The sequence below is a fragment of the Pseudomonas asiatica genome (assembly GCF_040214835.1).
Classification (GTDB): domain Bacteria; phylum Pseudomonadota; class Gammaproteobacteria; order Pseudomonadales; family Pseudomonadaceae; genus Aquipseudomonas; species Aquipseudomonas putida_Z.
On the sequence record NZ_CP157874.1, the window covers coordinates 5,620,753 to 5,647,505 of the forward strand.

23 protein-coding genes are annotated in these 26,753 nt (G+C 62.5%); 8 read left to right on the forward strand and 15 right to left on the reverse strand.

Going from position 1 to position 26,753, the window contains the following annotated elements; translation table 11 throughout:
* The first annotated feature begins 82 nt into the window (after window positions 1–82).
* Window positions 83–847, forward strand: coding sequence for an RHS repeat-associated core domain-containing protein (locus ABNP31_RS25050; protein WP_238067051.1), 765 nt, complete (start codon window positions 83–85; stop codon window positions 845–847).
* A gap of 128 nt (window positions 848–975) precedes the next feature.
* On the opposite strand, the gene ABNP31_RS25055 is transcribed toward ABNP31_RS25050, so the two are convergent.
* On the reverse strand, window positions 976–1,248 hold the full coding sequence (locus ABNP31_RS25055; protein WP_015272215.1) for a DUF3077 domain-containing protein: 273 nt from the start codon (window positions 1,246–1,248) through the stop codon (window positions 976–978).
* A 527-nt stretch (window positions 1,249–1,775) separates the two neighbouring features.
* Here ABNP31_RS25055 and ABNP31_RS25060 point away from each other — a divergent pair.
* Window positions 1,776–2,231 (forward strand): REP-associated tyrosine transposase, encoded by a 456-nt coding sequence (locus ABNP31_RS25060; protein ID WP_350012861.1) that lies wholly within the window; start codon window positions 1,776–1,778, stop codon window positions 2,229–2,231.
* A 105-nt stretch (window positions 2,232–2,336) separates the two neighbouring features.
* On the opposite strand, the gene ABNP31_RS25065 is transcribed toward ABNP31_RS25060, so the two are convergent.
* From ABNP31_RS25065 to ABNP31_RS25095, 7 genes are all read right to left on the reverse strand, one after another.
* Window positions 2,337–3,230 carry an ABC transporter permease subunit gene (locus ABNP31_RS25065; RefSeq protein WP_003258560.1) on the reverse strand — a complete coding sequence of 298 codons (894 nt, stop codon included), beginning with the start codon at window positions 3,228–3,230 and terminating at the stop codon, window positions 2,337–2,339.
* Window positions 3,227–4,147: an ABC transporter permease subunit gene (locus tag ABNP31_RS25070; RefSeq protein ID WP_013974703.1), complete on the reverse strand. Its 921-nt coding sequence runs from the start codon at window positions 4,145–4,147 to the stop codon at window positions 3,227–3,229. Before ABNP31_RS25070 ends, ABNP31_RS25065 begins: the two co-directional genes overlap by 4 nt.
* Window positions 4,144–5,286, reverse strand: coding sequence for a polyamine ABC transporter ATP-binding protein (potA, locus tag ABNP31_RS25075; protein ID WP_013974704.1), 1,143 nt, complete (start codon window positions 5,284–5,286; stop codon window positions 4,144–4,146). The genes ABNP31_RS25070 and potA overlap by 4 nt, the downstream gene beginning before the upstream one ends.
* A gap of 71 nt (window positions 5,287–5,357) precedes the next feature.
* On the reverse strand, window positions 5,358–6,452 hold the full coding sequence (locus tag ABNP31_RS25080) for a polyamine ABC transporter substrate-binding protein (protein WP_137162632.1): 1,095 nt from the start codon (window positions 6,450–6,452) through the stop codon (window positions 5,358–5,360).
* 158 nt (window positions 6,453–6,610) lie between these two features.
* The gene (locus ABNP31_RS25085; RefSeq protein WP_025341036.1) at window positions 6,611–7,708 is read right to left on the reverse strand and encodes a polyamine ABC transporter substrate-binding protein; all 1,098 of its coding nucleotides are present in this window, start codon (window positions 7,706–7,708) and stop codon (window positions 6,611–6,613) included.
* 170 nt (window positions 7,709–7,878) lie between these two features.
* Window positions 7,879–9,240, reverse strand: coding sequence for an aspartate aminotransferase family protein (locus ABNP31_RS25090; protein ID WP_350012862.1), 1,362 nt, complete (start codon window positions 9,238–9,240; stop codon window positions 7,879–7,881).
* 46 nt (window positions 9,241–9,286) lie between these two features.
* Window positions 9,287–10,645: a glutamine synthetase family protein gene (locus tag ABNP31_RS25095; protein WP_013974708.1), complete on the reverse strand. Its 1,359-nt coding sequence runs from the start codon at window positions 10,643–10,645 to the stop codon at window positions 9,287–9,289.
* Between the two features lie 41 nt (window positions 10,646–10,686).
* Between ABNP31_RS25095 and ABNP31_RS25100 the strand changes: the two genes are divergently transcribed.
* Complete coding sequence (locus ABNP31_RS25100; RefSeq protein WP_015272221.1) at window positions 10,687–10,947, forward strand: hypothetical protein; 261 nt, start codon at window positions 10,687–10,689, stop codon at window positions 10,945–10,947.
* Between the two features lie 272 nt (window positions 10,948–11,219).
* Complete coding sequence (locus ABNP31_RS25105; protein WP_003259348.1) at window positions 11,220–12,596, forward strand: glutamine synthetase family protein; 1,377 nt, start codon at window positions 11,220–11,222, stop codon at window positions 12,594–12,596.
* A gap of 151 nt (window positions 12,597–12,747) precedes the next feature.
* Here the strand turns inward: ABNP31_RS25105 and argA are convergent, their stop codons facing one another.
* Together argA and argE are read right to left on the reverse strand one after the other, a co-directional pair.
* Window positions 12,748–14,046: an amino-acid N-acetyltransferase gene (gene argA, locus ABNP31_RS25110; RefSeq protein WP_350012863.1), complete on the reverse strand. Its 1,299-nt coding sequence runs from the start codon at window positions 14,044–14,046 to the stop codon at window positions 12,748–12,750.
* 124 nt (window positions 14,047–14,170) lie between these two features.
* Window positions 14,171–15,313 carry an acetylornithine deacetylase gene (gene argE, locus ABNP31_RS25115; RefSeq protein WP_350012864.1) on the reverse strand — a complete coding sequence of 381 codons (1,143 nt, stop codon included), beginning with the start codon at window positions 15,311–15,313 and terminating at the stop codon, window positions 14,171–14,173.
* 220 nt (window positions 15,314–15,533) lie between these two features.
* Between argE and ABNP31_RS25120 the strand changes: the two genes are divergently transcribed.
* Window positions 15,534–16,901: a CYTH domain-containing protein gene (locus ABNP31_RS25120; RefSeq protein WP_003259352.1), complete on the forward strand. Its 1,368-nt coding sequence runs from the start codon at window positions 15,534–15,536 to the stop codon at window positions 16,899–16,901.
* Window positions 16,902–17,072: 171 nt separating this feature from the next.
* On the opposite strand, the gene ABNP31_RS25125 is transcribed toward ABNP31_RS25120, so the two are convergent.
* A complete protein-coding gene (locus ABNP31_RS25125; protein ID WP_350012865.1) occupies window positions 17,073–17,543 on the reverse strand; it encodes an Lrp/AsnC family transcriptional regulator in 471 nt (156 codons plus the stop codon).
* Window positions 17,544–17,669: 126 nt separating this feature from the next.
* Here ABNP31_RS25125 and ABNP31_RS25130 point away from each other — a divergent pair, with 126 nt between their 5' ends.
* From ABNP31_RS25130 to ABNP31_RS25140, 3 genes are all read left to right on the forward strand, one after another.
* Window positions 17,670–17,975 (forward strand): hypothetical protein, encoded by a 306-nt coding sequence (locus ABNP31_RS25130; protein ID WP_003259353.1) that lies wholly within the window; start codon window positions 17,670–17,672, stop codon window positions 17,973–17,975.
* 214 nt (window positions 17,976–18,189) lie between these two features.
* Complete coding sequence (locus ABNP31_RS25135; RefSeq protein WP_350012866.1) at window positions 18,190–19,875, forward strand: GspE/PulE family protein; 1,686 nt, start codon at window positions 18,190–18,192, stop codon at window positions 19,873–19,875.
* Between the two features lie 89 nt (window positions 19,876–19,964).
* Window positions 19,965–20,279, forward strand: coding sequence for a DUF2388 domain-containing protein (locus tag ABNP31_RS25140; RefSeq protein ID WP_003259356.1), 315 nt, complete (start codon window positions 19,965–19,967; stop codon window positions 20,277–20,279).
* 119 nt (window positions 20,280–20,398) lie between these two features.
* Here ABNP31_RS25140 and gcvP read toward each other — a convergent pair whose 3' ends face one another.
* From gcvP to ABNP31_RS25160, 4 genes are all read right to left on the reverse strand, one after another.
* The gene (gene gcvP, locus ABNP31_RS25145) at window positions 20,399–23,272 is read right to left on the reverse strand and encodes an aminomethyl-transferring glycine dehydrogenase (RefSeq protein ID WP_350012867.1); all 2,874 of its coding nucleotides are present in this window, start codon (window positions 23,270–23,272) and stop codon (window positions 20,399–20,401) included.
* Window positions 23,273–23,467: 195 nt separating this feature from the next.
* Entirely contained in the window at window positions 23,468–23,851 is a 384-nt protein-coding gene (gcvH, locus tag ABNP31_RS25150) for a glycine cleavage system protein GcvH (protein WP_085664308.1), read from the reverse strand.
* Between the two features lie 51 nt (window positions 23,852–23,902).
* Window positions 23,903–24,985 (reverse strand): glycine cleavage system aminomethyltransferase GcvT, encoded by a 1,083-nt coding sequence (gene gcvT / locus ABNP31_RS25155; RefSeq protein ID WP_350012868.1) that lies wholly within the window; start codon window positions 24,983–24,985, stop codon window positions 23,903–23,905.
* Between the two features lie 125 nt (window positions 24,986–25,110).
* Window positions 25,111–26,733 carry an ABC transporter permease gene (locus ABNP31_RS25160; protein WP_085664306.1) on the reverse strand — a complete coding sequence of 541 codons (1,623 nt, stop codon included), beginning with the start codon at window positions 26,731–26,733 and terminating at the stop codon, window positions 25,111–25,113.
* Window positions 26,734–26,753 lie beyond the last annotated feature (20 nt).

Sequence of the window (26,753 nt, forward strand, 5' to 3'; positions counted from 1 at the left end):
TGCTCCGCTGAAACCTGAAATTTCTACCAGTTGAAAAACTGCGAAAAAAGTAGAAAGTCAGCTTTCAGTAGGAGGACTAAGAATGACGAAGCCATGTAACATCACCCATAATCATACTTACTGCCCCTATGGATACTCAAAGCTATCTGATGACCATACCGGATCACTACAATATTGCGGAGAATTTCTAAACAATACAGCGAACCTCTATTTCCTTGGACTTGGGACCCGAACTTACAGCCCCAGAATCTTTCGTTTCAACTCCAGAGATAGCATGAGTCCTTTTTCGCTTGGTGGTATAAACTCATACAGTTATTGCTTTAACGACCCTATAAATCTGTCTGATCCAACTGGCCACTCCCCACTATTACCTCGCCCCAAGGTAATAAAATTCGATACGAACTGGACCTTGAAAACTAGACCTTTTTATGTAAAAAAACAGCTACGCTGGAGCAATTCGTACATCAAGCCTTTCGAATCTAATGATCCCACTGATAAGCTAAGGCTTACGAAATCCTACAAGCAGCAACTCCATGAGCCGGCACCGATCGGACCAAGCTCAAGACGCCCGCCCGTACACATTGATGTAAAGGCTGACGCATTCATCAGGATTCCCGACAGCACTAAGATTCCGCTAAGAGCATATCTCCGCGCTGCAAATCAGCACAATGTCTTTAAGGCTCAGAAGGTCCGTCATCTTCCTTCAGATTCGCTAATGACTCGGGATTTTATTCAGAATCAGGGTGAAGCCAGACGGCTACGCACTATTTTGTTCGGTATCGCAAAATCCACTTTCGATGAATTTGAACGTAATTTACTATCTGAAGTTCTTCGCGTCAGGCTGTGAAACGTACTTGTACGGAAGCACGGTATCTACGAGTCAGCGTCGATGGTACTGATTTGGGTTGAGTTGACGAAAAGCCGTACGCCTTTAGGGCCTCTTCTCGGGCGAGCTCGCGAAGAGGCCGGTAGAGGTCAGAGCTGAACTGAAGCCTTGTTCAATCCCAGTTCGATGTCATCGATCAGTGCTTTGGCAAAGCCACTGAGAATTCTCGCGGCACTACCAGCCAGCCGGTCATTTTCCATCTCGGCTTCGGTCGTCAGGTGATTGATGCAACCGAGCATTACGGAGAGTTCGGAGAAGGCATGGTTGAAGGGGATGTTGGCCTGGACGCGAAACAGGTCCATGCAGGTTTCGCGGCCGACGGTGCTGCTGTTTTTTGGGTGATTTGGAACGTGCGTTGTCATGGTCAGAATCCAATGTCGTTTATGGAACCGCCAGCTCATCTTTCTCACGGATAAGGGGTGGCAGCCGTACGCGGGGTGAGAAAACCGAGGACATTGAACCCGGCCAGGCCGAGGCCTGCCCACGCAAGGCCGCCATGACAGGAAGCCTGTTCAACATCGAGCGGGTTTCTCACACCCGGTCACCTTGATTGGCGACTCGACGACGTTATCCCTGGGGCATTTCCCCAGCAACAGAGCAGCTTCCACACGGCTCGTAGGATAATTCCCAAGCCGATTCAACTGAAGCCTTTGGTTTGAGTTGATGAAAAGTCGTACGCCTTGCGGGCCTCTTCGCGGGTGAACCCGCTCCCACAGGGTTATGTGCAGCCTTCAGGACCTGTGCAATACCTGTGGGAGCGGGTTTACCCGCGAATGGGCCGGTACTGCCATCCGCAAGTCTCTGCCATATCCAGAAACCATGATCTACACAGCACCTGCATCTCAGCCACTACCTTTGAAAAGTCACCTGCTTTTCAAGGAAGAAGCCAATGTCGCGAGCCCAGTCTCACCTGCTTCGCCGTGGTTGCTATTCAGAACTTGGCCGGCTCTATCTGCTGACCACCGTCACCCACCAGCGCAAGCCGCTGTTCCATGATTTCCACCATGCCCGGCTGGTCATTCACCAACTGCGACAATCAGACCAGGAACATGCCTGCCGATCATTGGCCTGGGTGCTGATGCCGGACCATCTGCATTGGCTGATCGAGTTGAAAGGTACGACGTTGGGCACCTTGATGCGCAGGTTCAAGTCCAGGTCCAGTCTGGTTTTGCATCAGGCGGGGGTTGAGCATGATCCGGTATGGCAGCCTGGGTATCAGGACCGGGCACTGCGGCGGGAGGAGAGCATGGTGCATGTTGCCAGATACATTGTCGCCAACCCCTTGCGGGCTGGCCTGGTCAGAAGTGTCAGGGACTATCCACATTGGGATGCAGTCTGGCTTTAAATTAGAGTTGAGGCATTCGCGGGTAAACCCGCTCCCACAGGGATTAACACAGGCCCGAGGCAGTGATATTCCTGTGGGAGCGGGTTCACCCGCGAAGAGGCCAGATCAGGCCGACGCCGCAACCTGCGCCGGGCGCTTCACCTGTGGCTGCGAAGCATTCGCTGCAGCGCCCTCTTCGATCGCCTGCTGTATCGCCTTGCGACGGCGCTCTTCGGCCTGGCGGCTGAAGTACCAGACGAAGAAGGTCACCAGCGACACCGACAGCAGGATCAGGCTTGCCACGGCGTTGATCTCCGGCTTCACGCCCAGGCGCACCGCCGAGAACACTTCCATCGGCAAGGTGGTCGAACCAGGGCCTGACACGAAGCTGGCCAGTACCAGATCATCCAGCGACAGGGCGAACGACATCATGCCGCCCGCCGCCAGCGACGGCGCGATCATCGGGATGGTGATCAGGAAGAACACCTTCCACGGCTTGGCACCCAGGTCCATCGCCGCTTCCTCGATCGAAAGGTCCAGCTCACGCAGGCGTGCCGACACCACCACCGCCACATACGCGGCACAGAACGTGGTATGGGCGATCCAGATGGTGACGATGCCGCGCTCCTGCGGCCAGCCAATCATCTGCGCCATGGCCACGAACAGCAGCAACAGCGACAGGCCGGTGATCACCTCGGGCATTACCAGCGGCGCGGTGACCAGGCCACCGAACAGCGTGCGGCCCTTGAAGCGGGTAACCCGGGTCAGCACGAACGCCGCCAAGGTACCCAGCGCCACGGCTGCCACCGCCGTGTAGCAGGCGATTTCCAGCGAACGCATCACCGAACCCATCAACTGGGTGTTGTCGAGCAGGCCGACGTACCACTTCACCGACCAGCCACCCCATACCGTCACCAGCTTGGAGGCGTTGAACGAGTAGATCACCAGGATCAGCATCGGCAGGTAGATGAACAGCAAGCCGAGCACCAGCATCAGCTTGGAGAAACTGAAGCGCTTCATGCCCTGCCCTCCATTTCTTTGGCCTGGCTGCGGTTGAACAGCAGGATCGGCACGATCAGGATCGCCAGCATCACCACCGCCAGCGCAGAAGCCACCGGCCAGTCACGGTTGTTGAAGAACTCTTGCCACAGCACCTTGCCGATCATGAGGGTTTCCGGGCCGCCAAGCAGTTCAGGGATCACGAACTCGCCCACCACCGGGATGAACACCAGCATGCAGCCGGCGATGATGCCGTTCTTCGACAGCGGCACGGTGATCTTCCAGAAGCTGTTGAAGGTGCTCGAACCCAGGTCCGAAGCGGCCTCGAGCAGGCTCGGGTCGTGCTTCACCAGGTTGGCGAACAGCGGCAGGATCATGAACGGCAGGTACGAATAGACCACGCCGATGTACACCGCCAGGTTGGTGTTGAGGATCTGCAGCGGCTGGTCGATCAACCCGGTCCACAGCAGGAAGCCGTTGAGCAGGCCGTTGTTGCTGAGAATACCCATCCAGGCATAGACGCGGATCAGGATCGCGGTCCAGGTCGGCATCATGATCAGCAACAGCAGGACCGTCTGGGTTTCCTTCTTGGCGTTGGCAATGGCATAGGCCATCGGGTAGCCGATCAGCAGGCACAGCAGGGTGCTGAAGAAGGCCATCTTCAGCGAGCCCAGGTAGGCCGAGATATACAGCTCATCCTCGGTCAACAGGCCATAGTTGGCCAGGTTGAGCACCAGCTGCAGCTTGTCTTCGACGTAGCTGTAGATCTCGGTATACGGCGGGATCGCCACGTCGGCTTCGGCGAAGCTGATCTTCAGCACGATGAAGAACGGCAGCATGAAGAACAGGAACAGCCAGATGAACGGCACGCCGATCACCAGGTGCCGCCCCTCCGGGGTAATACGCTGGAAGGCTCGCTTGAGCTTGCGCAGTTTCATGACCGCAGTACCACGCCGCTGTCGTCTTCCCACCACACGTACACTTCATCGCCCCAGGTCGGGCGGGTGCCCTGGCGCTCGGCGTTGGCGACGAACGACTGGACGACCTTGCCGCTCGGCAACTCGACGTAGAACACCGAGTGGCCACCCAGGTAGGCAATGTCGTGAACCTTGCCGCGCGACCAGTTGTGCTCGCAGGTCGGTTGCTGGGTGGTAACCAGCATCTTTTCCGGGCGCAGCGCATAGGTGATGTGCTTGTCTTCCACCGACGTGGTGATGCCGTGGCCGACATAGATCTTGCGCTCCAGCTCCGGGCTGGCAATGATCGCGTGGCCTTCGGCGTCGTCGACCACTTCACCTTCGAACAGGTTGACGTTGCCGATGAACTCGCACACCAGGCGGCTGGTAGGCGTCTCGTAGATGTCCACCGGCGAACCGATCTGGGCGATCCAGCCCAGGTGCATGATGGCGATGCGCTGGGCCATGGTCATGGCCTCTTCCTGGTCGTGGGTCACCATCACGCAGGTCACGCCCACGCGCTCGATGATCTCCACCAGTTCCAGCTGCATCTGCGAACGCAGTTTCTTGTCCAGTGCGCCCATCGGTTCGTCGAGCAGCAGCAGCTTGGGGCGCTTGGCCAGCGAGCGGGCCAGGGCCACGCGCTGGCGCTGGCCGCCGGACAGCTGGTGCGGCTTGCGCTTGGCGTACTGGGTCATGTGCACCAGCTTGAGCATCTCGGCCACGCGGGCGTCGATCTCGGCCTTGGGCATTTTGTCCTGCTGCAGGCCGAAGGCGATGTTCTGCGCCACGGTCATGTGCGGGAACAGCGCGTAGGACTGGAACATCATGTTGATCGGCCGCTCGTAGGGCGGCATGTCGGTGATGTCGACGCCATCGAGGAAGATCCGCCCTTCGGTCGGGCGTTCGAAGCCGGCCAGCATGCGCAGCAAGGTGGACTTGCCGGAACCGGAGCCACCCAGCAGGGCGAAGATCTCGCCCTTGCGGATTTCCAGGGACACATCGTCCACGGCTACCGTTTCGTCGAACTTTTTCGTGACCCGGTCGATCTTGACCAGCACCTGCTTGGGTTGCTGGCCACCCTCGAGGGCTTTTTTATAGGCACCGGAGGCAACTGCCATGAGTGAAACTCCCAACAAGATTTTTGTGCCCGCGAGCCCTGTTCTACAGGTGCCGCCACGGGCCTGGATTTTTACTTGCCCGACTTGACCTTGGTCCAGCTACGGGTCATCAGCCGTTGCACCTTGGGTGGCAACTCTGAGTTCACGAACATCTTGTCCAGCACTTCCTGCGGTGGGTAAACCGCGGCGTCAGTCCTCACGGCCTGGTCCATCAGGTCGCCAGCCTTGGGGTTCGGGTTGGCGTAACCGACGTAATCACTGACCTGGGCGATAACCTCAGGCTTCAGCAAATAGTTGATGAAGGCATGCGCCTCTTTGACGTTCTTGGCGTCCTTGGGGATCGCCAGCACGTCGAACCAGAGGTTGCCGCCTTCCTTGGGAATGGCGTAGGCCAGGTTCACGCCCTTCTTCGCTTCTTCGGCGCGGGCCTTGGCCTGGAACACATCACCCGAGAAACCTGCCGCGACGCAGATGTCGCCGTTGGCCAGGTCGGTGATGTACTTGGACGAGTGGAAGTAGGTCACGTACGGGCGTACCGCCAGCAGTTTCTTCTCGGCGGCCTGGTAGTCCTTGGCATTGGTGCTGTTGGGGTCCAGCCCCATGTAGTTGAGCACCGCCGGCAGCATTTCGTCCGCCGAGTCGAGGAAGGCCACGCCGCACTTGGCGAGCTTCTTCATGTTCTCGGGCTCGAACAGCACCGCCCAGGAGTCGATGGTGTCCACGCCCAGCGCGGCCTTCACCTTGTCGACGTTGTAACCGATGCCGTTGGTGCCCCACAGATAAGGCACGGCGTACTGGTTGCCCGGGTCGTTCTTTTCCAGGCGTTTCATCAACGCCGGGTCCAGGTTGGAATAATTGGGCAGCAGGTTCTTGTCGAGCTTCTGGAACGCGCCCGCCTTGATCTGCTTGCCGAGGAAATGGTTGGATGGCACTACCACGTCATAGCCGGTGTTGCCGGCCAGCAGCTTGCCTTCCAGGGTTTCGTTGGAGTCGAACACGTCTTGCACGGGCTTGATGCCCGTGGCTTTCTCGAAGTCCGCGAGTGTGGTCGGGCCGACGTAGTCAGACCAGTTGTAGAAGTGCACCGTAGGCGCCGCTTGGACGCTGCATGCCAGCGTCAGGCCCGCTCCAGCCATCAAGGCCTTGCGGAATACAGAAATGGACAAGTGGGTGGTCCTCACAATCAGTGCCTGGGTAGCGACAATGCTGCCGCACACGCAAAACCGGCGCGCAACTTACCTTCGCAGCTTCGATGCCGCAATCATCAATTGCCTTTCACTGGCTCTGGACCGGGATTCCCCGGCCCAGAGGTACCGCATCGGGCTTATTTGCCCGACTTGATCTTGGTCCAGCTGCGGGTGATCACACGCTGGGCAGACGCTTCAGGCGCAGCGATCGCGTACAGTTGCTTCTTGACTTCAGCTGGCGGATAGATGCTCGGATCGCTGGTGATTTCCTTGTCCACGAACTGGGTGGCGGCAGCGTTGCCGTTCGGGAAGCGCACGGCGTTGGTGATCTCGGCCATGATTTCCGGCTGCATCAGGAAGTTCATGAACTGGTAGGCAGCGTCTTTATGCTCGGCATCCTTGGGGATGGCGACCATGTCGTAGAAGGTACCGGCACCTTCCTTCGGAATGACGTAGTCCACCTTGACCTTGTCGCCGGCTTCGTGGGCACGGGCCTTGGACTGCTCCAGGTCACCCGAATAACCGACGGCTACGCAGATATTGCCGTTGGCCATGTCGCCGATGTACTTGGACGAGTGGAAGTAGGTGATCGAAGGACGGATCTTGAGGAACAGGTCCTCGGCGGCCTTCAGGTCTTCCTTCTTGGTGCTGTTGCTCGGCAGGCCCAGGTAGTGCAGCGCAGCTGGCAGCATTTCGGTCGGGGCATCCAGGAAGCTCACGCCGCAGCTCTTGAGCTTGGCGATGTTCTCAGGCTTGAACACCACGTCCCACGAGTCGATCTTGTCCACGCCCAGCGCGGCCTTGACCTTCTCCGGGTTGTAGCCGATGCCGATCGAGCCCCACATGTACGGGAAGGCGTGCTTGTTGTCCTTGTCGCTGGCATCGCCAACGGCCTTGAGCAGGTCTGGGTCGAGGTTCTTCCAGTTCGGCAGCTTGGAGCGGTCCAGTTCCTCGTACACGCCAGCCTTGATCTGCTTGGCCAGGAAGTTGTTCGAAGGCACGACGATGTCATAGCCCGACTTGCCTGCCAGCAGCTTGGCTTCGAGGGTTTCGTTGCTGTCGAAGACGTCGTACTTGACCTTGATGCCCGACTGTTTCTCGAACTTGGCGATGGTGTCCGGAGCGATGTAGTCCGACCAGTTGTAGACGTTCAACACCTTGTCTTCAGCCTGAACAGCGGTAGCCATGGCACCCATCAGGGCGGCGGCCAGCAACGTCTTGCCCATTTTATTCATGCGTAATGCTCCAGAATTTTTTATTTAGCCATCTGTTCAGCAGCCAGGACCTACGGTGCAGAGCGCGCGGCGACTGAAACAGTCGCTAGTCTGGCAAGTTACAAGGCTCTGTATCAAGGAAAGCAGGGCCTTGTAACGACTTAATGTCACATCGCTAGCCTAGCAAACTGTCAGCGGATCGCTTCGAGCGTCAGATCAAGGCATTTACGTGCCTTTTCCACCAGTTCGTCGATCTCTGCATGGCTGATCACCAGCGGCGGCGCAATGATCATGGTGTCACCCACCGCGCGCATGATCAGGCCGTTTTCGAAGCAGAAGGTGCGGCAGATCATGCCCACGCCCTTGCCTTCGTAACGGCTGCGGGTGGCCTTGTCCTTGACCAGCTCGATCGCGCCGAGCAGACCCAGGCCGCGTACCTCGCCCACCAGAGGGTGGTCCTGCAGCTCACGCAAACGCTTTTGCAAATAAGGTGCCGCTTCTGTGCGCGCCTTCTCGACGATTTTCTCGTCACGCAGGATGCGCAGGTTTTCCAGGCCCACGGCGGCCGCTACCGGGTGGCCGGAGTAGGTGAAGCCGTGGTTGAAGTCGCCGCCTTCGCTGAGTACCTGGGCCACGGTGTCACGCACGATCACACCGCCCATGGGGATGTAACCGGAAGTCAGGCCCTTGGCGATGGTCATCAGGTCGGGCTTGAGGTCGTAGTAGTCGGAGCCGAACCACTCGCCGGTACGGCCGAAACCGCAGATCACTTCGTCGGCGACGAACAGGATGTCGTACTTGGCGAGGATCTCCTTCACCTTCGGCCAGTAGGTTTCCGGCGGGATGATCACGCCGCCGGCGCCCTGGATCGGCTCGGCGATAAAGGCGGCGACGTTGTCTTCGCCGACTTCGAGGATTTTCTGCTCCAGCTGATCGGCCGCCCACAGCCCGAACTCATCCGGGGTCATGTCGCCGCCTTCGCCAAACCAGTAAGGCTGCGGGATATGCACGATGCCAGGAATCGGCAGGCCGCCCTGCTCGTGCATGCCGCTCATGCCGCCCAGGCTGGCGCCAGCCACGGTGGAGCCGTGGTAGCCGTTGATGCGGCCGATGATGGTCTGCTTCTGTGGCTTGCCTTTCAGTGCCCAGTAATGGCGGACCATGCGCAGCACGGTGTCGTTGCCTTCGGAGCCGGAGCCGGTGAAGAACACATGGGTCATGCCTTGAGGCGCCACGTCGGAGATCGCCTTGGCCAGTTCCAGCGCAGGCGGGTGGGCAGTCTGGAAGAACAGGTTGTAGTACGGCAGCTCGCGCATCTGCTTTTCTGCCGCCTGCACCAGTTCTTCCCGGCCATAGCCCACAGCCACGCACCACAGGCCAGCCATGCCGTCGAGGATCTTGTGCCCCTCGCTATCCCACAAATGCACACCCTGGGCCTTGGTGATGATGCGCGGCCCCTTCTCCTTCAGCTGCTTGTAGTCGCTGAAGGGCGCGAGGTGATGCTCCCCGCTCAGGGTTTGCCATTCACGGGTTTGCGGGTTGTTGACGCTCATGTGCTTCTCCGTTGTTCGACAGCCGCGTCCTGCGGCACCAAGTTGATCAGACAGCAAACAGCAGGAACTCACGCTCCCAGGAACTGATGACTCGCTTGAAGTTCTCGTGCTCGGCGCGCTTGGTGGCGACGTAGCCGGTGATGAACTTCTTGCCCAGGTACTGCACCAGTGCACGGCTGTTTTCCATGCGTTCCAGGGCATCTTCGATGGTCAGTGGCAGGCGCAGGTTGCGGCGTTCGTAGCCACGGCCCTGCACCGGCGCGCTGGCGTCGATGCCTTCGACCATGCCGATGTAGCCACACAGCAGGCTGGCGGCGATGGCCAGGTAAGGGTTGGCGTCGGCGCCTGGCAGGCGGTTCTCGACCCGGCGGCTTTGCGGGCCGGCGTCCGGCACGCGCAGGCCGACGGTACGGTTTTCCTCGCCCCATTCCACGTTCACCGGCGCCGAGGTGTCGGGCAGGAAGCGGCGGAACGAGTTGACGTTGGGGGCGAACAGCGGCAACGCCTCGGGGATGAACTTCTGCAGGCCACCGATGTGGTGCAGGAACAGTTCGCTCATGCTGCCGTCGTCGTTGCTGAAGATGTTCTTGCCGGTGGCCACGTCGACCACGCTCTGGTGCAGGTGCATGGCACTGCCTGGCTCGCCGGTCATGGGCTTGGCCATGAAGGTGGCGGCCACATTGTGCTTGAGCGCGGCCTCGCGCATGGTGCGCTTGAACACCAGGATCTGGTCGGCCAGGTGCAGGGCGTTGCCATGACGGAAGTTGATCTCCATCTGCGCCGTGCCGTCTTCATGGATCAGCGTGTCGAGGTCCAGCTGCTGCAGTTCGCACCAGTCGTAGACGTCTTCGAACAGCGGGTCGAATTCGTTGGCGGCTTCGATCGAGAACGACTGACGGCCGGTTTCCGGGCGGCCCGAACGGCCTACCGGGGGCTGCAGCGGGAAGTCCGGGTCTTCGCTGCGCTTGGTCAGGTAGAACTCCATCTCCGGCGCGACGATCGGCTGCCAGCCCTTGTCGGCGTATAGCTTGAGGACTTTCTTCAGCACGTTGCGCGGCGACAGTTCGACCGGGTTGCCCTTCTTGTCGTAGGTGTCGTGGATCACCTGGGCGGTCGGCTCGATGGCCCATGGCACCAGGAACACGGCGTTCTCGTCGGGGCGGCAGATCATGTCGATGTCCGCCGGGTCCAGCAGTTCGTAATAGATGTCGTCGTCGACGTAGTCGCCGGTCACGGTCTGCAGCAGCACGCTCTCGGGCAGGCGCATGCCTTTTTCGGCGATGAACTTGTTGGTAGGCGAAATCTTGCCGCGCGTGATGCCGGTCAGGTCACTGATCATGCATTCGACTTCGGTGATCTTGTGCTCTTTCAACCAATCGGTGAGCTGGTCGAGGTTGTTACTCATAAATACCTCAGGAGGTAAGGTGGTCCGCGCACTGATTCTGGATGGAGTACATTGCTAAAGCAAAAACCCCCGCGCAGAGCCGCAGTGGATACACTGAAAACAAGTGTGTCCGTAATGAGTTCGAAAGGCAGGAAGACGAAACGAAGGGCGGCAAGCCGCTGCGAGGGCAGGTCCGGGAGCACCAAACGTCAATTATTGCGGCCAGGGCGGCCACGCCGTTGACGAAGCTTGCAAAAATGACGGATGTACCCGATGGCACTGCGCAGGCAGTACTTTCAGGTCTCGGCAAGCGGACCATGTGACCCTCGTATTATTGTGTTCTGGGTTGAGACCGAGCTTAGCCTTGTTCATTTTTTTACACAACACCTCCGTAAAAAATAAAACACGGCTGGTCGGAGATAGCCCTTTGCGAGGGAAATAGCGGATAATGGCTTGCCCCGATATGCAGCAAATCTGCCGTCGATGTGCCATTTCAGGGCATCATGGGGTTGGCTTGACATCAGTTTGTCTTTTCGATTGACTGGTCTTGCAAGCCCCCCTTGATTGATATTTTTAACAACAAAGGTGTTGCATCATGTCGGTACCCCCGCGTGCCGTTCAGCTTAACGAAGCGAACGCGTTCCTTAAGGAACATCCTGAGGTTCTCTACGTTGACCTTCTGATTGCAGATATGAATGGTGTGGTGCGTGGCAAGCGCATAGAGCGCACCAGCCTCCACAAGGTTTACGAGAAAGGCATCAACCTGCCTGCCTCCCTCTTCGCCCTGGACATCAACGGTTCCACCGTTGAAAGCACCGGGCTGGGCCTGGACATCGGCGATGCTGACCGCATCTGCTATCCAATCCCTGACACCCTCTGTAACGAGCCGTGGCAAAAGCGCCCTACCGCTCAGCTGCTGATGACCATGCACGAGCTCGAAGGCGAGCCGTTCTTCGCCGACCCGCGTGAAGTGCTGCGTCAGGTGGTGAGCAAGTTCGACGAACTGGGCCTGACCATCTGTGCCGCGTTCGAGCTGGAGTTCTACCTGATCGACCAGGAGAACGTGAACGGTCGCCCGCAGCCACCGCGCTCGCCAATTTCGGGCAAGCGCCCGCAGTCGACCCAGGTGTACCTGATCGACGACCTCGACGAATACGCCGACTGCCTGCAGGACATCCTGGAAGGCGCGAAGGAGCAAGGCATCCCGGCCGACGCCATCGTCAAGGAAAGCGCCCCGGCGCAGTTCGAAGTCAACCTGCACCACGTGGCCGACCCGCTCAAGGCCTGCGACTATGCAGTACTGCTCAAGCGGTTGATCAAGAACATCGCCTACGACCATGAAATGGACACCACCTTCATGGCCAAGCCCTACCCGGGCCAGGCAGGGAACGGCCTGCATGTACACATTTCCGTGCTGGACAAAGATGGCAACAACATCTTCACCAGCGAGGATCCCGAGCAGAACGCCGCGCTACGTCACGCTGTCGGCGGTGTGCTCGAGACCCTGCCCGCGTCCATGGCGTTCCTTTGCCCGAACGTCAACTCGTACCGCCGCTTCGGCGCGCAGTTCTATGTACCGAACGCGCCAAGCTGGGGCCTGGACAACCGCACCGTGGCCCTGCGCGTGCCGACCGGCTCGCCGGACGCCGTACGCATCGAGCACCGCGTGGCCGGTGCCGACGCCAACCCGTACCTGATGATGGCCGCCGTACTGGCCGGCGTGCACCATGGCCTGACCAACAAGGTAGAGCCGGGTGAGCCGATCGAAGGCAACTCGTACGAGCAGCTGGAGCAGAGCCTGCCGAACAACCTGCGCGATGCCCTGCGCGAGCTGGACGACAGCGAGATCCTGAACAAGTACATCGATCCGAAGTACATCGACATCTTCGTCGCGTGCAAGGAGAGCGAGCTGGAGGAGTTCGAGCACTCGATCTCCGACCTCGAGTACAACTGGTACCTGCATACCGTGTAAACGAAAACGCCGCCCACAAGGGCGGCGTTCTTGTTCGAGATCGGTGTCGCCTGCTTCGCGGGTAAACCCGCTCCCACAGGGACCGCGCCGGCCTCAGGTCCGGTGAAGATCCTGTGGGAGCGGGTTCACCCGCGAAGAGGCCAGTACAGGTTTACAAGGGCTTCTCGAAGATTTTCGAATTGCGCTGGTAGTTGTACAGCGAAGCCCGCGCCGCTGGCAGCCGCTCGACCCCGCTCGGCGCAAACCCGCGTTCGCGGAACCAGTGCGCAGTACGCGTCGTCAGCACGAACAGGGTGTTCAGCCCCAACTGCCGCGCCCGGCTTTCGATGCGCTCCAGCAGCTCGTCGCCACGCCCGCCATGGCGGTATTCCGGGTTCACCGCCAGGCACGCCAGTTCGCCGGCGTCGGAGTCGGCAATCGGGTACAACGCCGCACAGGCGATGATCATGCCCTCGCGCTCGACCACGCTGAATTGCTCGATCTCCCGCTCCAGCACCTCACGCGAACGGCGCACCAGTATGCCCTGCTCTTCCAGCGGGCTGATCAGTTCCAGCAAACCGCCCACGTCCTCGATGGTCGCCTCGCGCACCACTTCGAACTGTTCCTGCGACACCAGCGTGCCGCCACCACCACGGGTGAACAGCTCGGTCAGCAAGGCGCCGTCCTCGGCATAGCTGACGATATGGCTGCGCGCCACGCCGCCTTTGCAGGCTTCGGCCGCGGCATCCAGCAATTCGCCCTGGTAATCGCTGCCCAGGCGCTGCAGATGCGGGGCAACCTGCTGCGGGCGCAGCTCACGCACCAGCTTGCCATCGGCATCCAGCAGGCCCGGCTCGGCACCGAACAGCAGCAGCTTGTCGGCACCCAGTTCTATGGCGGCGCGGGTGGCCACGTCTTCGCAGGCCAGGTTGAAGATTTCACCCGTGGGCGAGTAGCCCAGCGGCGACAACAGCACGATGGAGCGCTCGTCGAGCAGGCGGCTGATGCCCTTGCGGTCGACCCGGCGCACTTCGCCGGTGTGGTGGTAGTCCACGCCTTCGAGCACGCCGATCGGCCGCGCCGTGACCAGGTTGCCGGACGCCACGCGCAGGCGCGAGCCCTGCATCGGCGAAGCGGCGATGTCCATCGACAGGCGTGCCTCGATGGCCAGGCGCAAGGCGCCGACGGCATCGATCACGCAATCCAGGGTGGCGGCATCGGTGATGCGCAGGCCACGGTGGTAGTGCGGGGTCAGGCCGCGATCAGCCAGGCGGCTTTCGATCTGCGGGCGCGAGCCATGCACCAGCACCAGGCGCACGCCCAGGCTGTGCAGCAGCACCAGGTCGTGGACGATGTTGCCGAAATTAGAGTGTTCCACCCCATCGCCAGGGAGCATGACCACGAAGGTGCAGTCGCGATGGGCATTGATATACGGGGAGGCATGACGCAGCCAGTTGACGTAGTCGGGCATGACAGGGCCTGTGGATAAGTGGACGGAGAACGGCGATACAGGGGGCGTTCAGGATCATCGTCGGAACAGGCTTGCGGTCACGCGCGGTCTCCTCTAGGCAGGAACGAAACAGTTCGGTTGACGTTTAGTCCAGGCAATAGTGCCGGATCAGGTCACGCAATAGACGCACGGTAGGCTCGATTCGTGACATTTCCAGGTATTCGCCGGGCTGGTGGGCACAGGCGATGTCGCCGGGGCCCAGCACGATGGTCTGGCAACCCAGTTGCTGAAGATAAGGCGCTTCCGTGCCGAACGCCACCGCTTCGGCGCGATGGCCGGTCAGGCGCTCCGCCACTTGCACCAGCTCGGCGTCGGCGGCCTGCTCGAATGGCGGCACCTCCGGGAACAGCGGCGCATAGTCGATGCGCACCTCAAAACGCTCTGCCACCGGTACCAGCTTGCCGCGGATGGCTGCGCGCAGTTGCTCCACATCCATGCCTGGCAGTGGGCGCAGGTCGAACTCCAGGGCACATTGGCCGCAGATACGGTTGGGGTTGTCGCCGCCGTGGATGCAGCCGAAGTTCATGGTCGGGGTCGGTACGGTGAACTGCGGGTTGCGGTAGGTTTGCTGCCATTGCTGGCGCAGGCCCATCAGCTCGCCCATCACCGCGTGCATGGCCTCCATGGCGCTGCGGCCCAGGTTTGGGTCCGAGGAGTGGCCGCTGCGCCCGAGGATGTCGATTCGGTCCATGAGGATACCCTTGTGCATGCGGATCGGCCGCAGCCCGGTGGGCTCGCCGATCACCGCCGCACGGCCGAGTGGCTGGCCGGCCTCGGCCAGGGCGCGGGCACCGGACATGGAGCTTTCTTCGTCACAGGTGGCGAGGATCAGCAGCGGCTGCTTGAAATCGTGCTCCAGCAGTGGGATGACCGCCTCGATGACCAGGGCGAAGAAGCCCTTCATGTCGCAGCTGCCCAAGCCGACCCAGCGGCCATCGGTTTCGGTCAGCTTCAGCGGGTCGCTGGCCCACAGCTGTTCGTCATAGGGTACGGTGTCGCTGTGCCCCGCCAGCACCAGGCCACCCGGGCCGGTGCCACGGCTGGCCAGCAGGTTGAACTTGCCGGGGCTGACCTGCTGGATGTCGCACTTGAAACCCAGGTCGCCCAGCCAGCCGGCCAGCAGGTCGATGACCTGGCGGTTGGACTGGTCCAGCGCAGGCTGGGTGCAACTGACCGAGGGCGCGGCGATCAGGGCGGCGAACTGGTCTTTCAGCGTCGGCAACGGCATGCGCGTACTCCTCGGAAGCGTTGCCCATCATAGCAATGCCGTCCAACCGTGTGGGCTTCTTCGCGGGTAAACCCGCTCCCACAGGGAAAGCGCTACACCTGAGGGCTACACAGTACCTGTGGGAGCGGGTTCACCCGCGAAGAAGGCCACCACGATCCAACAGACGAGAGCCGACTCCTGTAGACTGCTGGGCAACCACGCCCCCTCCTTCGAGCCTGTGATGCACAAAGAAACCGAACTCAAGCTCCGCGCCAGCCGCGAGACCCTTGCCGCCCTGCGCGAGCACCCTCTGCTGAAGAAGCGCAACAAGTCCGGCTGGCAGACCCGCGAACTGCTCAACCAGTACTTCGACACCCCCGAGCGCGAGCTCTCCGCCGCCCGTGTCGCCCTGCGCCTGCGCCGCGATGGCGAGGCCATCATCCAGACCCTCAAGTGCCGCGGCACCAGCGTGGCCGGCCTGTCCGAGCGCAACGAGCACGAATGGCAGCTGGACAAGGTCAAGCTCGACCTGAAGAAGCTCGACGACAGCTGCTGGCCCGCGCAACTGGCCAACCTGGACAAAAAGACCATCAAGCCGCTGTTCACCACCGACTTCAGCCGTGAATACGCCGAAATCGCCTGGGGCCGTGGCAAGAGCAAGGTGGTGATCGAGGCCGCGCTGGACCAGGGTTTCGTGATCGCCGGCAAGCGCAAGGAAGAAATCTGCGAGCTGGAACTGGAACTGCGTGAAGGCGAGCCGCAGGCACTGCTGGAACTGGCCGCAGAGCTGGCCGCCAGCCTGCCGTTGATGCCATGCGACATCAGCAAGGCCGAGCGTGGTTACCGCCTGCTGGAGCCGGACAGCTACGAGCTGGGCCTGCCGCACACCGAGCTGGAAGCCGAAATGGCCGTGGACGACGCCTACGCCGCACTGGCCTGGCAACTGCTGGGCAGCAGCCAGCGCCTGGCCGAGCAATACCGCCACAACGGCCACTGGCGCCTGCTGCAAGACTGGGTCGAGTGCCTGAGCGAGCTGCGTGCCATTACCGCCAGCCTGGGCCAGGCCGCGCCGCGCGCCACCACCCGCGACCTGCGCAGCAGCCTCGACGCCCTGCTCGAAGACTGGCGCCCGCTGGTGCAGGCTGGCAACGAAGACGAAGATATCCGCCGCGCCGCCCCCGAGCAGTTCGCCGAAGAGCTGGAGGACGTGCGCTGGGGCCAGTTCTCGCTGGAAACCTCGCGCTGGCTGCTGGCCCGTGCCTGGACCGTGGAGCGCAAAGGCCGTGGCGAGCGCCAGGGCAAGGCGCAGCTGGCAAGCTGGCTGGCGCACCTGCTGGGCGAAGAAGGCCGAGCGTTGAAACTGCCGCTGTACACCCAGCGTCCGGAAGACCTGGCCGAGCAACTGCCGCGTATCGAGCAGCTGCTGGCCTGGCTGCACCATGCCCGTCAGGTGCTGGAAGCGCCGCAGATGGACCGCCTGTATGGCGACCTGAAGAAGCTGCATGAGCTGGCTGAACAGCCGATCAGCGATGAAGTGCTGGAAGCGCGTATCGAACAGGCTCGTGCGGTGGACCAGAGCCGCGGCTGGAAGCACTTGCTCAAGGCGTGAACCCTTCTGAAGGCTGACGCAGCCTTTGTAGGAGCGGCCTTGTGTCGCGAAAGGGCCGCACAGCGGCCCCGGCAATATCTGCTTGGTGCACAAAGCCTGGGGGCGCTTCGCGCCCCTTTCGCGACACAAGGCCGCTCCTACAGGGACCGCGTCAGCGGGTCTGAAACGGTCTTACCGCGAAAGTGGCAGGCTGGTGGTGGACTTGATCTCCGACAGCGCCACGATCGAGTTCACCTCCTGTATCCCCGGCACGTTCGACAGTTTTTCGAAGAAGAACCGTTCATAAGCCTCGATATCCGGGGTGACGATGCGCAACAGAAAGTCCACCGACCCCATCAGCACATAACACTCCAGCACCTCCGGAAACCCGCGGATTGCGTCGGTGAACTCGGTGAAGTTGGAGCGCCCGTGGGCGTTCAGTTTCACCTCGGCGAATATCTGCGTGTTCAGGCCGACCTTCTTGCGGTCCAGCAAGGTCACCTGCCCGCGAATCACCCCCTCCTCCTTCAACCGCTGGATACGCCGCCAGCACGGCGATTGCGACAGCCCCACGCGTTCTGCGATCTGCGCGCTGGACAGAGAAGCGTCCTCCTGCAGCAGTTCGAGGATACGGCGGTCGTAGGAGTCCAGCTCGCTGTGCATCAATAATTCTCCTGAACAGCACTTCATGAATAGAACAATTCGCCAATACAGCGAAATGATCAAATCATAGCGAAAAAATACCGCCGCCAACGTGCAAGAATTTCTCCCACATTTGCGGAGACCAGCATGAACGCACAGCCCCGTACCGACGCCTGGGCCGCCAGCAGCGCCCATAGCACCGTGCACTATCGCCTGCAGGCCGAGGCCGAGCCTGACAGCCTGTGCCGGGTGCTCAACCTGTTTGCCCTGCAGTTCCTGACCCCGCACAGCGTGCAGGTCAGCCAACAGGATGACTGGCTGGATATCGAGGTCGGCATCGGCGGCCTGAGCTGGCACCGGGCCGAGGTGATTGCGCAGAAACTGCGTAACCTGGTGTGTGTGGGTGAAGTGAGCCTGAGCAACCTGCAGCGGGTGGAGCTGGCGGTGGTCTGAGCCATGCTCGGTGCTTGTGCCGGCCTCTTCGCGGGTAAACCCGCTCCCACAGGTACTGCGCAACATTCAGGTTTGTGCGGTCCTGTGGGAGCGGGTTTACCTGCGAAGAGGCCAGTACAGGCACTGCAAGATTCCGAAACCTTTCACCCTCGGTAACCCTCCCTCGCCCGGCTAGCCTTGATCAGCACTCCCCTATCAGGCACGGACGCCAACCATGCACACCCCCGACAACCCGGCACTCGACCTCAAGCTCCTGCTCCAGGCCTTGCTCGCCGACCAGCACCTGCACGCCAACGACACCCTCCCGGTACTCGAGCACGCCGCCAATCACCCCACCGCCCACCCGCTGGAACAGATCGCCGCCTGCGCCCTGGAAGACCGCCGACACCCTGGCCAGCCCCTGGACCTGGACCGCCTCTGCCAATGGCTGGCCAACAAGGTCGGCCAGCCCTACCTGCGCATCGACCCGCTGCAACTGGACCTGCCCCAGGTCACCGGCCTGATATCCCCGGCCTTCGCCCAGCGCCACGGCATTCTTATCGTCGCCGCCGACGCCTCCAGCGTCACCGTCGCCAGCGCCCAGCCCTACCAGGACGACTGGCTGGCCGACCTCACCCGCAGCCTGGGCCGGCCGATCCATCGCGTGCTGGCCAACCCGCAGCAGGTCCGCCAGGCAGGGCAGTCGTTCCACCGCCTGGCCCAATCGGTAAAGGGTGCGCAACACCAGCAGTCAGCCAGCCTGGGCGAACTCGAACAGCTGCTGGAGCTGGGCAAGCGCCAGGCCGAGGCCAGTGCGGACGACGCGCACATCGTGCATATCGTCGACTGGCTGCTGCAGTACGCCATCGAGCAACGCGCCAGCGATATCCACCTGGAACCACGCCGCGAGCAGGGCCAGCTGCGCTACCGCATCGACGGCCTGCTGCACAACGTCTATGCCTTCCCCGCCGGGGTGACCCTGGCGCTGGTCAGCCGCCTGAAACACCTGGGGCGCATGGACGTCGCCGAAAAGCGCCGGCCGCAGGATGGCCGGCTGCAAAGCCGCCTGCCTGGCGGCGGCGAGGTGGAACTGCGGCTGTCGACCTTGCCGACCCCGTTCGGCGAAAAACTGGTGCTGCGCCTGTTCGACCCGCAACAGCTGCAAGAAGGCTTCGACCGGCTGGGCCTGGATGGGCCACAACTGGACCAGTGGCAAGGCCTGCTGCGCCAGCGCCAGGGCATCATCCTGGTCACCGGCCCCACCGGGTCCGGCAAGACCAGCACGCTGTACGCCAGCCTCAAGCTGCTGGCCACGCCGCAGGTCAACCTGTGCACCATCGAAGATCCGATCGAGCGCCTGGATCCCACCTTCAACCAGTTGCAGGTGCAGCCCGCCCTGGACCTGGGTTTCGCCAACGGTGTGCGGGCCATGCTGCGCCAGGACCCGGACATCATCATGATCGGCGAAATCCGTGACCGCGAGACCGCCCTGGTGGCGGTGCAGGCAGCCCTGACCGGGCACCTGGTGCTGTCGACCCTGCATACCAACGACGCCTGCGGCGCGATCACCCGCCTGCAGGAGCTGGGTGTGGCCGACTACCTGATCAAGGCAACGCTGGTTGGGGTAATGGCCCAGCGGTTGGTGCGCACACTGTGCGCGGATTGCCGGGGTTATACAGCGCTGCGCGAAGGGCAGCCATGCCGTACCTGTCGTGGCACGGGGTTCCATGGCCGCACAGGGTTGTTCGAGCTGCTGATACCCAGCGACAGCCTGCGCGCCCTGATAGGCCCGGGCAGCGATCTGGCCAGTTTGCGGCGCCAGGCCGTGGCCGATGGCTTGCTCGATCTGCGCCGCTGCGGCGAAGCCAAGGTAGCCTGCGGGCAGACCCGCCAAGAGGAAGTGCTACGGGCCTGTTCCTGAGCAAAAATCCTTTGTATTCAAGGAACTTGCACCCCTGTGGCAGGATCAAATCGCGCATCTTCAACCCTCACCCTTCGAGGTGTTTCAACATGCGTTTCAAAACCGCCATCGCTGCCGCTGCCTTGCTTTCGCTGCCTATCGGCTCGGCCATGGCCGATACCTTCTGGCGTAACGTGATGACTACCGGTGCTACCACGGCATCGAGCTACCTGACTTCCGGGGATCACAAGCTGGTGATGGCGGCGCAGGATGACGCCGGCAGCTTCGTGGCCAGCGAAGGCGCGATCCGCGGGCCGTTCCTTGAAGCGGCGATTCGCCAGGCCCGCGCGGAGAACCCGGGGATGCAGGCTTCCGACATGGAACTGGCCAATGCCATCCTGGCCAAGAATGCGGTAGCCGAGTAACCGCGTCGCCTGCTTCGCGGGTGAACCCGCTCCCACAGGTACTGCACAGTATTCAAAACTTGTACAAGCCCTGTGGGAGCGGGTTTACCCGCGAAGAGGCCGGCACAGGCAAACCACAATTAGCGGTAAGCCTCCACCGGCACACAAGCACAGAACAGATTCCTGTCCCCATACACATTGTCGACCCGGTTCACCGCTGGCCAGTACTTGTGCTGGCGCACATGAGCACTGGGCGCCACCGCCTGTTCCAGGCTGTAGGGCCTGTCCCACACCGCCAGCACATCGGCCAGGGTATGCGGCGCATGCTTGAGCGGGTTGTTCTCCGCCGGCCAGTTGCCCTCCTGCACTTCGCCAATTTCCGCCCGAATCGCCAGCATCGCCTCGACGAAGCGGTCCAGTTCGGCCTTCGACTCACTCTCGGTCGGCTCGACCATCAGCGTGCCCGGCACCGGGAACGACATGGTCGGCGCGTGGAAGCCATAGTCCATCAGGCGCTTGGCCACGTCCTCTTCGCTGATGCCGGTCAGCGCCTTCAGCGGCCGCAGGTCGAGGATGCACTCATGCGCCACCCGCTGGTTTCGCCCGCGGTAGAGCACCGGGAAGGCCCCACCTAGCTGGCTGGCCAGGTAATTGGCCGAGAGGATCGCCACCTCGCTGGCATCGGCCAGCTGCGGGCCCATCATGGCTATGTACATCCAGCTGATCGGCAGGATGCTCGCACTGCCCCAGGGCGCCGCACTGACCGCGCTGTTGTTCGGGTCCAGGCCGGGTACCGGCACCACCGGGTGGCTGGCGACGAACGGCTTGAGGTGCGCGCGAATGCCGATCGGGCCCATGCCCGGCCCGCCACCACCGTGGGGGATGCAGAAGGTCTTGTGCAGGTTCATGTGTGAAACGTCGGCGCCGATATCCGCCGGCCGCGCCAGGCCCACCTGGGCATTGAGGTTGGCGCCATCCATGTACACCTGGCCACCGTGCTGGTGGACCACTTCGCAGATTTCGCGAATCCCCTCTTCATACACGCCGTGGGTCGACGGGTAAGTGATCATCAGGCACGACAACCGATCCCCGGCCGAGTGGGCCTTGGCCTTGAGGTCGGCCAGGTCGACGTTGCCATCGTCGTCGCAATCGACGATCACCACCTCCATGCCGGCCATTTGCGCCGACGCCGGGTTGGTGCCGTGGGCCGACGACGGGATCAGGCACAGCGTGCGTTGCGGCTGGTGGCGGCTGCGGTGGTAGCGGGTAATGGCCATCAGGCCGGCGTACTCGCCCTGGGCACCGGAGTTGGGCTGCATGCAGATGGCATCGAAACCGGTAATGGCGCACAGCCAGCTTTCCAGTTCGTCGATCATCGCCTTGTAGCCGGTGGCCTGGGCCGCCGGGGCAAACGGGTGCAGCTGGGCAAAGCCAGGCCAGGTGATGGGGATCATCTCGCTGGTGGCATTGAGCTTCATGGTGCACGAACCCAGCGGGATCATCGACTGGTTCAGCGCCAGGTCCTTGTTCTCGAGCTGCTTGAGGTAGCGCAGCATCTCGGTTTCGCTGTGGTGCAGGTTGAACACCGGGTGGGGGAGGAACGGCGTGCGCCGCACCAGGCTGGCGGGGATGCCTTCGGGCAGGGCCAGCTGGTCGAGTGCGGCTATATCCAGGCCGTGGTCCACCCCCAGGAAGATGTCGAACAGGCGCAGCACCGTCTGCTCCGAGCAGGTCTCGTCCAGGCTCACGCCCAGATGCCCGCGGCCAAGGATGCGCAAGTTGATCTGCGCAGCTTCGGCGCTTTCGATGATGGCCACCTGGGCACCGCCGACGTCCAGGGTAAGGGTGTCGAAGAAGTGCTGGTTTAGGCGCTTGATGCCCTTGGCCTCGAGGCCGGCGGCCAGGATGAAGGTCAGCCGGTGCACGCGCTGGGCAATGCGCTGCAGGCCTTCCGGGCCGTGGTACACCGCGTAGAAGCCGGCAATGTTGGCCAGCAGCACCTGGGCCGTGCAGATGTTGGAGTTGGCCTTCTCGCGGCGGATATGCTGCTCGCGGGTCTGCAGGGCCATGCGCAACGCGGTGTTGCCACGGGCATCGCGCGACACGCCAATGATGCGCCCCGGCATGGCTCGCTTGTAGTCATCGCGGCAGGCGAAATAGGCCGCGTGGGGGCCGCCATAGCCCATCGGTACACCAAAGCGCTGGGTCGAGCCCAGCACCACATCGGCACCCAGCTCCCCAGGCGGTGCCAGCACCACCAGGCTGAGCAGGTCGGCGGCTACGCAGGCCAGGGCATGCTGGCTGTGCAAATGGTCGATTTGCGGGCGTAGGTCGCGCACCTCGCCGTGGGTATCCGGGTACTGCAGCAAGGCCCCGAAAACCGCGTGTTTGCCAAGGTTATCCACAGAGTCGACGATCAGCTCGAAGCCGAAGCCCTCGGCACGGGTCTTGAGTACCGACAGGGTCTGCGGGTGACAGTGCTCGTCGGCGAAGAAGGCATTGCTCTTGTTGCGCGCCACCCGCTTGGCCAGGGCCATGGCCTCGGCGGCGGCGGTAGCTTCGTCGAGCAGCGAGGCATTGGCCAGGGCCAGCCCGGTGAGGTCGATGACCATCTGCTGGAAGTTCAGCAGCGCCTCCAGCCGGCCTTGGGCAATCTCGGGCTGATAAGGCGTGTAAGCGGTGTACCAGCCCGGGTTTTCCAGCACGTTGCGCAGGATGACCGTGGGGGTGATGGTGCCGTGGTAGCCCATGCCGATCAGGCTGGTCCAGACCTGGTTCTGCCCGGCGTAACCGGCGAGCTTGGCCAGGGCGGCCTGTTCGTCCAGTGCCGGCGGCAGGTCGAGGGGGCGATTGAGGCGGATGTCTGGCGGTACGGTCTGCTCGATCAGCTCACTGCGGCTGGCGACACCCAGCGCGTTGAGCATGGCCTGCTGCTCCGTGGCATCCGGGCCCAGGTGGCGACGCAGGAATGGGTTGAGCTCTTGCAGTTGATGCAGGGATGGCGACTGGGACATGACGACGCTCTCTTCCTGGAACAGCTCTCATGGAGACTTACAAGTCTAGGAAGGGATTGCCGATTCTGCGGGGAAACTTGTTTTGCAGTACCGCCCTCTTCGCGGCTAAAGCCGCTCCCACAGGGACCGCACAGGTATCAGACGCTGTGCAGTCCCTGTGGGAGCGGCTTTAGCCGCGAAGAAGGCAACGCGGTCTTACTCGCCGATGGCGGCCGCGTAACCAGCAGCATCCAGCAGCTTGTCCAGCTCGGCCGGGTTGCTTGGCTTCAGCTTGAAGATCCACGACTCGTAAGGTTCTTCGTTGAGCAGCTCAGGGCTGTCAGCCAGCTCTTCGTTGACCGCGATCACTTCGCCACCGACCGGGGCATAGATGTCCGAGGCGGCCTTGACCGACTCGACCACACCGGCAGCGTCGCCAGCGGCGAATACCTTGCCGACTTCGGCCAGCTCGACGAACACCACGTCACCCAGGGCTTCCTGGGCGTGGTCGCTGATACCCACGGTCACGGTGCCGTCGGCTTCCACGCGAGCCCACTCGTGGCTTTCGGCAAAACGCAGGTCGGCGGGGATATTGCTCATGTCTTGAATTCCTCGATTGGCTCAGCGGTACGCCCGCCGGTTAAAAATTGTTCAGATCAGGATCTTGCCGTGGCGCACGAAGGTCGGTTTGACCACCCGCACCGGGTACCACTTGCCGCGGATTTCCACCTCGGCCCGGTCGCCGGTGGCCATGGGCACGCGTGCAAGGGCAATGGACTTGCTCAGCGTAGGCGAGAAACTACCACTGGTGATCTCCCCTTCGCCAATCCCGGCTACACGCACCACCTGGTGGGCACGCAGCACGCCGCGCTCTTCCAGCACCAGGCCGACCAGTTTTTCCTGCACGCCGTGCTCGATTTCCGCCAGCAGCCCGGCGCGGCCGATGAAATCGCGCTCGGCCGGCTCCCAGGCGATGCTCCAGCCCAGGTTGGAGGTAAGCGGGGTGTGGGTTTCGTCGATGTCCTGGCCGTACAGGTTCATGCCGGCTTCCAGGCGCAGGGTATCGCGGGCACCAAGGCCGCTAGGGGCTATACCGGCACCGACCAGGTCGTTGAAGAAAGCCACGGCCTGCTCGCCCGGGAGGATGATCTCCAGGCCGTCTTCACCGGTATAACCGGTGCGGGCAATGAACCAGTCGCCTTCGGCAACGCCTTCGAACGGGCGCAACTCGCGGATCAGCGCGGCACGCGCGGAGCTGAGCAGGGCCGCAACCTTATCTCGGGCATGCGGGCCCTGGATGGCAAGGATGGCAAGGTCTGGGCGGACCTCGAAGTCCACGGCAAAACCGTCACGCTGCAGCTGCAGCCAGTCGAGCACCTTGGCGCGAGTGGCGGCGTTGGTGACCAGACGATAGCCATCTTCCGTGCGGTAGACGATCAGGTCATCGATCACCCCGCCCTGCGCCTGCAGCAGCGGGCTGTAAAGCGCCTTGCCGGTGTCGTCGAGGCGGGCCACGTCGTTGGCCAGCAGACGCTGCAACCAGGCAGTGGCGTCGCTACCATCGACATCGATCACGGTCATGTGGGAAACATCGAACACTCCGCAATCGCTGCGCACCTGATGGTGCTCCTCGACCTGCGAGCCATAGTGCAGGGGCATGTCCCAGCCACCGAAATCGACCGTCTTGGCGCCAAGCGCCAGGTGCAGGTCATACAAAAGCGTGCGCTGTCCCATGGGTTTCTCCTTCCGGGCGTGGCGAAGCGGCGGCGGTCGATGACGTCGGGTCGTCAGCTCTTCTTGTGTAGGACCCGCCGCGCGAATGCCGCGCATTGTAGCCGCAAGGGCGCGGGCTGGCACCCTCAGTGACTGTGACCGGGTCGACGTGCCGAACGGCGGATCAGGCCGATGACCGGCAGCAGGCCCACCAGCACCAGCGTCAGTGCCGGCAAAGATGCACGCGCCCACTCACCCTCGCTGGTCATCTCGAACACCCTTACCGCCAAGGTGTCCCAGCCGAACGGGCGCATCAGCAAGGTGGCTGGCATTTCCTTGAGCACGTCGACGAACACCAGCAGGGCGGCGCTGAGCGCGCCAGGCACCAGCAGCGGCAGATACACCTTGAAAAACAATCCCACGCCACCGACGCCCAGGCTGCGGGATGCCTCGGGCAGTGACGGGCGGATCCGCTCCAGGCTGCTCTCCAGCGGCCCGTAGGCCACCGCGATGAAGCGCACCAGGTAGGCCAGCAGCAATGCGGCCAGGCTGCCCAGCAGCAGCGGCTTGCCGGCACCGCCCAGCCAGCTGGACAGCGGGATGACCAGGTGGTTGTCGAGGTAACTGAAGGCCAGCATGATCGACACCGCCAGCACCGAGCCGGGCAAGGCATAGCCCAGGTTGGCCAGGCCTACCCCGGCGCGGATACCGCCCGTCGGCGCCTGGCGCCGGGCAAAGGCCAGCAGCAACGCCACGCACACCGTGACCAGCGCCGCCATGCCGCCCAGGTACAGGGTGTGCAGCACCAGGCCGACATAGCGCTCGTCCAGGTCATGCCGCCCGCGCTGCCAGAACCACGCCAGCAGTTGCAGCAGCGGGATGACGAATGCGCAGGCGAACACCAGCAGGCACCAGCCACTGGCCAGCAATGCCTTGAACCCGCGCAGGTGATACAGCGCCTGCCCGCGCGGCCGCTCGTTGCCGCTGCGGCTGGCCCCCCTGGCACGGCGCTCGCCATACAGCACCAGCATCACCGCCAGCAGCAACAGGCTGGCCAGCTGGGCCGCGCTGGACAGGCTGAAGAAGCCGTACCAGGTCTTGTAGATGGCCGTGGTGAAGGTGTCGAAGTTGAACACCGCCACCGCGCCGAAGTCGGCCAGGGTTTCCATCAGGGCCAGGGCAATACCGGCGCCGATCGCGGGCCGTGCCATAGGCAGGGCCACACGCCAGAACGCTTGCAGCGGGGACAACCCCAGCACCCGCGCCGCTTCCATCAGGCCCTTGCCCTGGGCCAGGAATGCGCTGCGCGCCAGCAGGTAGACATAGGGGTAGAACACCAGCACCAGGACGACGATCACCCCGCCGGTAGAGCGTACCCGCGGCAGGCGCATCGGCCCGAACACCTCGCGCAGGGCGCTCTGCACCGGGCCGGCGAAGTCCAGCAGGCCGACGAAGACGAACGCCAGCACATAGGCCGGGATGGCGAACGGTAGCATCAGCGCCCAGTCCAGCCAGCGCCGGCCAGGGAACTCGCAGAGGCTGGTCAGCCAGGCCAGGCTGACGCCCAGCACGGTGACGCCGATGCCCACACCCACCACCAGCGTCAGAGTATTGCCCAGCAGGCGAGTCATCTGGGTGTCGAGCAGGTGCGACCAGATCTGCAGGTCGATCGACTGCCAGGACAACAGCAGGACGCTCAGGGGCAGGAGCACCAGGGCGGCGACCAGGGTGACCGGGAGGTACCAGCGGCGTTGGGGGGTGTGGGGCAAGTTGAATGTCTCTGTGGCTG

Excerpts from the sequence above, each read along its gene's own strand:
- gcvH (WP_085664308.1), bottom strand. The coding sequence starts at position 23,851 with ATGAGCAATATCCCCGCCGACCTGCGTTTTGCCGAAAGCCACGAGTGG.
- ABNP31_RS25100 (WP_015272221.1), top strand. The coding sequence starts at position 10,687 with ATGGAGTACATTGCTAAAGCAAAAACCCCCGCGCAGAGCCGCAGTGGA.
- potA (WP_013974704.1), bottom strand. The coding sequence starts at position 5,286 with ATGGCAGTTGCCTCCGGTGCCTATAAAAAAGCCCTCGAGGGTGGCCAG.
- argE (WP_350012864.1), bottom strand. The coding sequence starts at position 15,313 with ATGCCGTTGCCGACGCTGAAAGACCAGTTCGCCGCCCTGATCGCCGCG.
- ABNP31_RS25090 (WP_350012862.1), bottom strand. The coding sequence starts at position 9,240 with ATGAGCGTCAACAACCCGCAAACCCGTGAATGGCAAACCCTGAGCGGG.
- ABNP31_RS25065 (WP_003258560.1), bottom strand. The coding sequence starts at position 3,230 with ATGAAGCGCTTCAGTTTCTCCAAGCTGATGCTGGTGCTCGGCTTGCTG.
- ABNP31_RS25060 (WP_350012861.1), top strand. The coding sequence starts at position 1,776 with ATGTCGCGAGCCCAGTCTCACCTGCTTCGCCGTGGTTGCTATTCAGAA.
- ABNP31_RS25085 (WP_025341036.1), bottom strand. The coding sequence starts at position 7,708 with ATGAATAAAATGGGCAAGACGTTGCTGGCCGCCGCCCTGATGGGTGCC.
- ABNP31_RS25050 (WP_238067051.1), top strand. The coding sequence starts at position 83 with ATGACGAAGCCATGTAACATCACCCATAATCATACTTACTGCCCCTAT.
- ABNP31_RS25105 (WP_003259348.1), top strand. The coding sequence starts at position 11,220 with ATGTCGGTACCCCCGCGTGCCGTTCAGCTTAACGAAGCGAACGCGTTC.
- ABNP31_RS25125 (WP_350012865.1), bottom strand. The coding sequence starts at position 17,543 with ATGCACAGCGAGCTGGACTCCTACGACCGCCGTATCCTCGAACTGCTG.
- ABNP31_RS25095 (WP_013974708.1), bottom strand. The coding sequence starts at position 10,645 with ATGAGTAACAACCTCGACCAGCTCACCGATTGGTTGAAAGAGCACAAG.
- ABNP31_RS25140 (WP_003259356.1), top strand. The coding sequence starts at position 19,965 with ATGCGTTTCAAAACCGCCATCGCTGCCGCTGCCTTGCTTTCGCTGCCT.
- ABNP31_RS25070 (WP_013974703.1), bottom strand. The coding sequence starts at position 4,147 with ATGAAACTGCGCAAGCTCAAGCGAGCCTTCCAGCGTATTACCCCGGAG.
- gcvT (WP_350012868.1), bottom strand. The coding sequence starts at position 24,985 with ATGGGACAGCGCACGCTTTTGTATGACCTGCACCTGGCGCTTGGCGCC.
- ABNP31_RS25055 (WP_015272215.1), bottom strand. The coding sequence starts at position 1,248 with ATGACAACGCACGTTCCAAATCACCCAAAAAACAGCAGCACCGTCGGC.
- gcvP (WP_350012867.1), bottom strand. The coding sequence starts at position 23,272 with ATGTCCCAGTCGCCATCCCTGCATCAACTGCAAGAGCTCAACCCATTC.
- ABNP31_RS25120 (WP_003259352.1), top strand. The coding sequence starts at position 15,534 with ATGCACAAAGAAACCGAACTCAAGCTCCGCGCCAGCCGCGAGACCCTT.
- ABNP31_RS25135 (WP_350012866.1), top strand. The coding sequence starts at position 18,190 with ATGCACACCCCCGACAACCCGGCACTCGACCTCAAGCTCCTGCTCCAG.
- ABNP31_RS25130 (WP_003259353.1), top strand. The coding sequence starts at position 17,670 with ATGAACGCACAGCCCCGTACCGACGCCTGGGCCGCCAGCAGCGCCCAT.
- argA (WP_350012863.1), bottom strand. The coding sequence starts at position 14,046 with ATGCCCGACTACGTCAACTGGCTGCGTCATGCCTCCCCGTATATCAAT.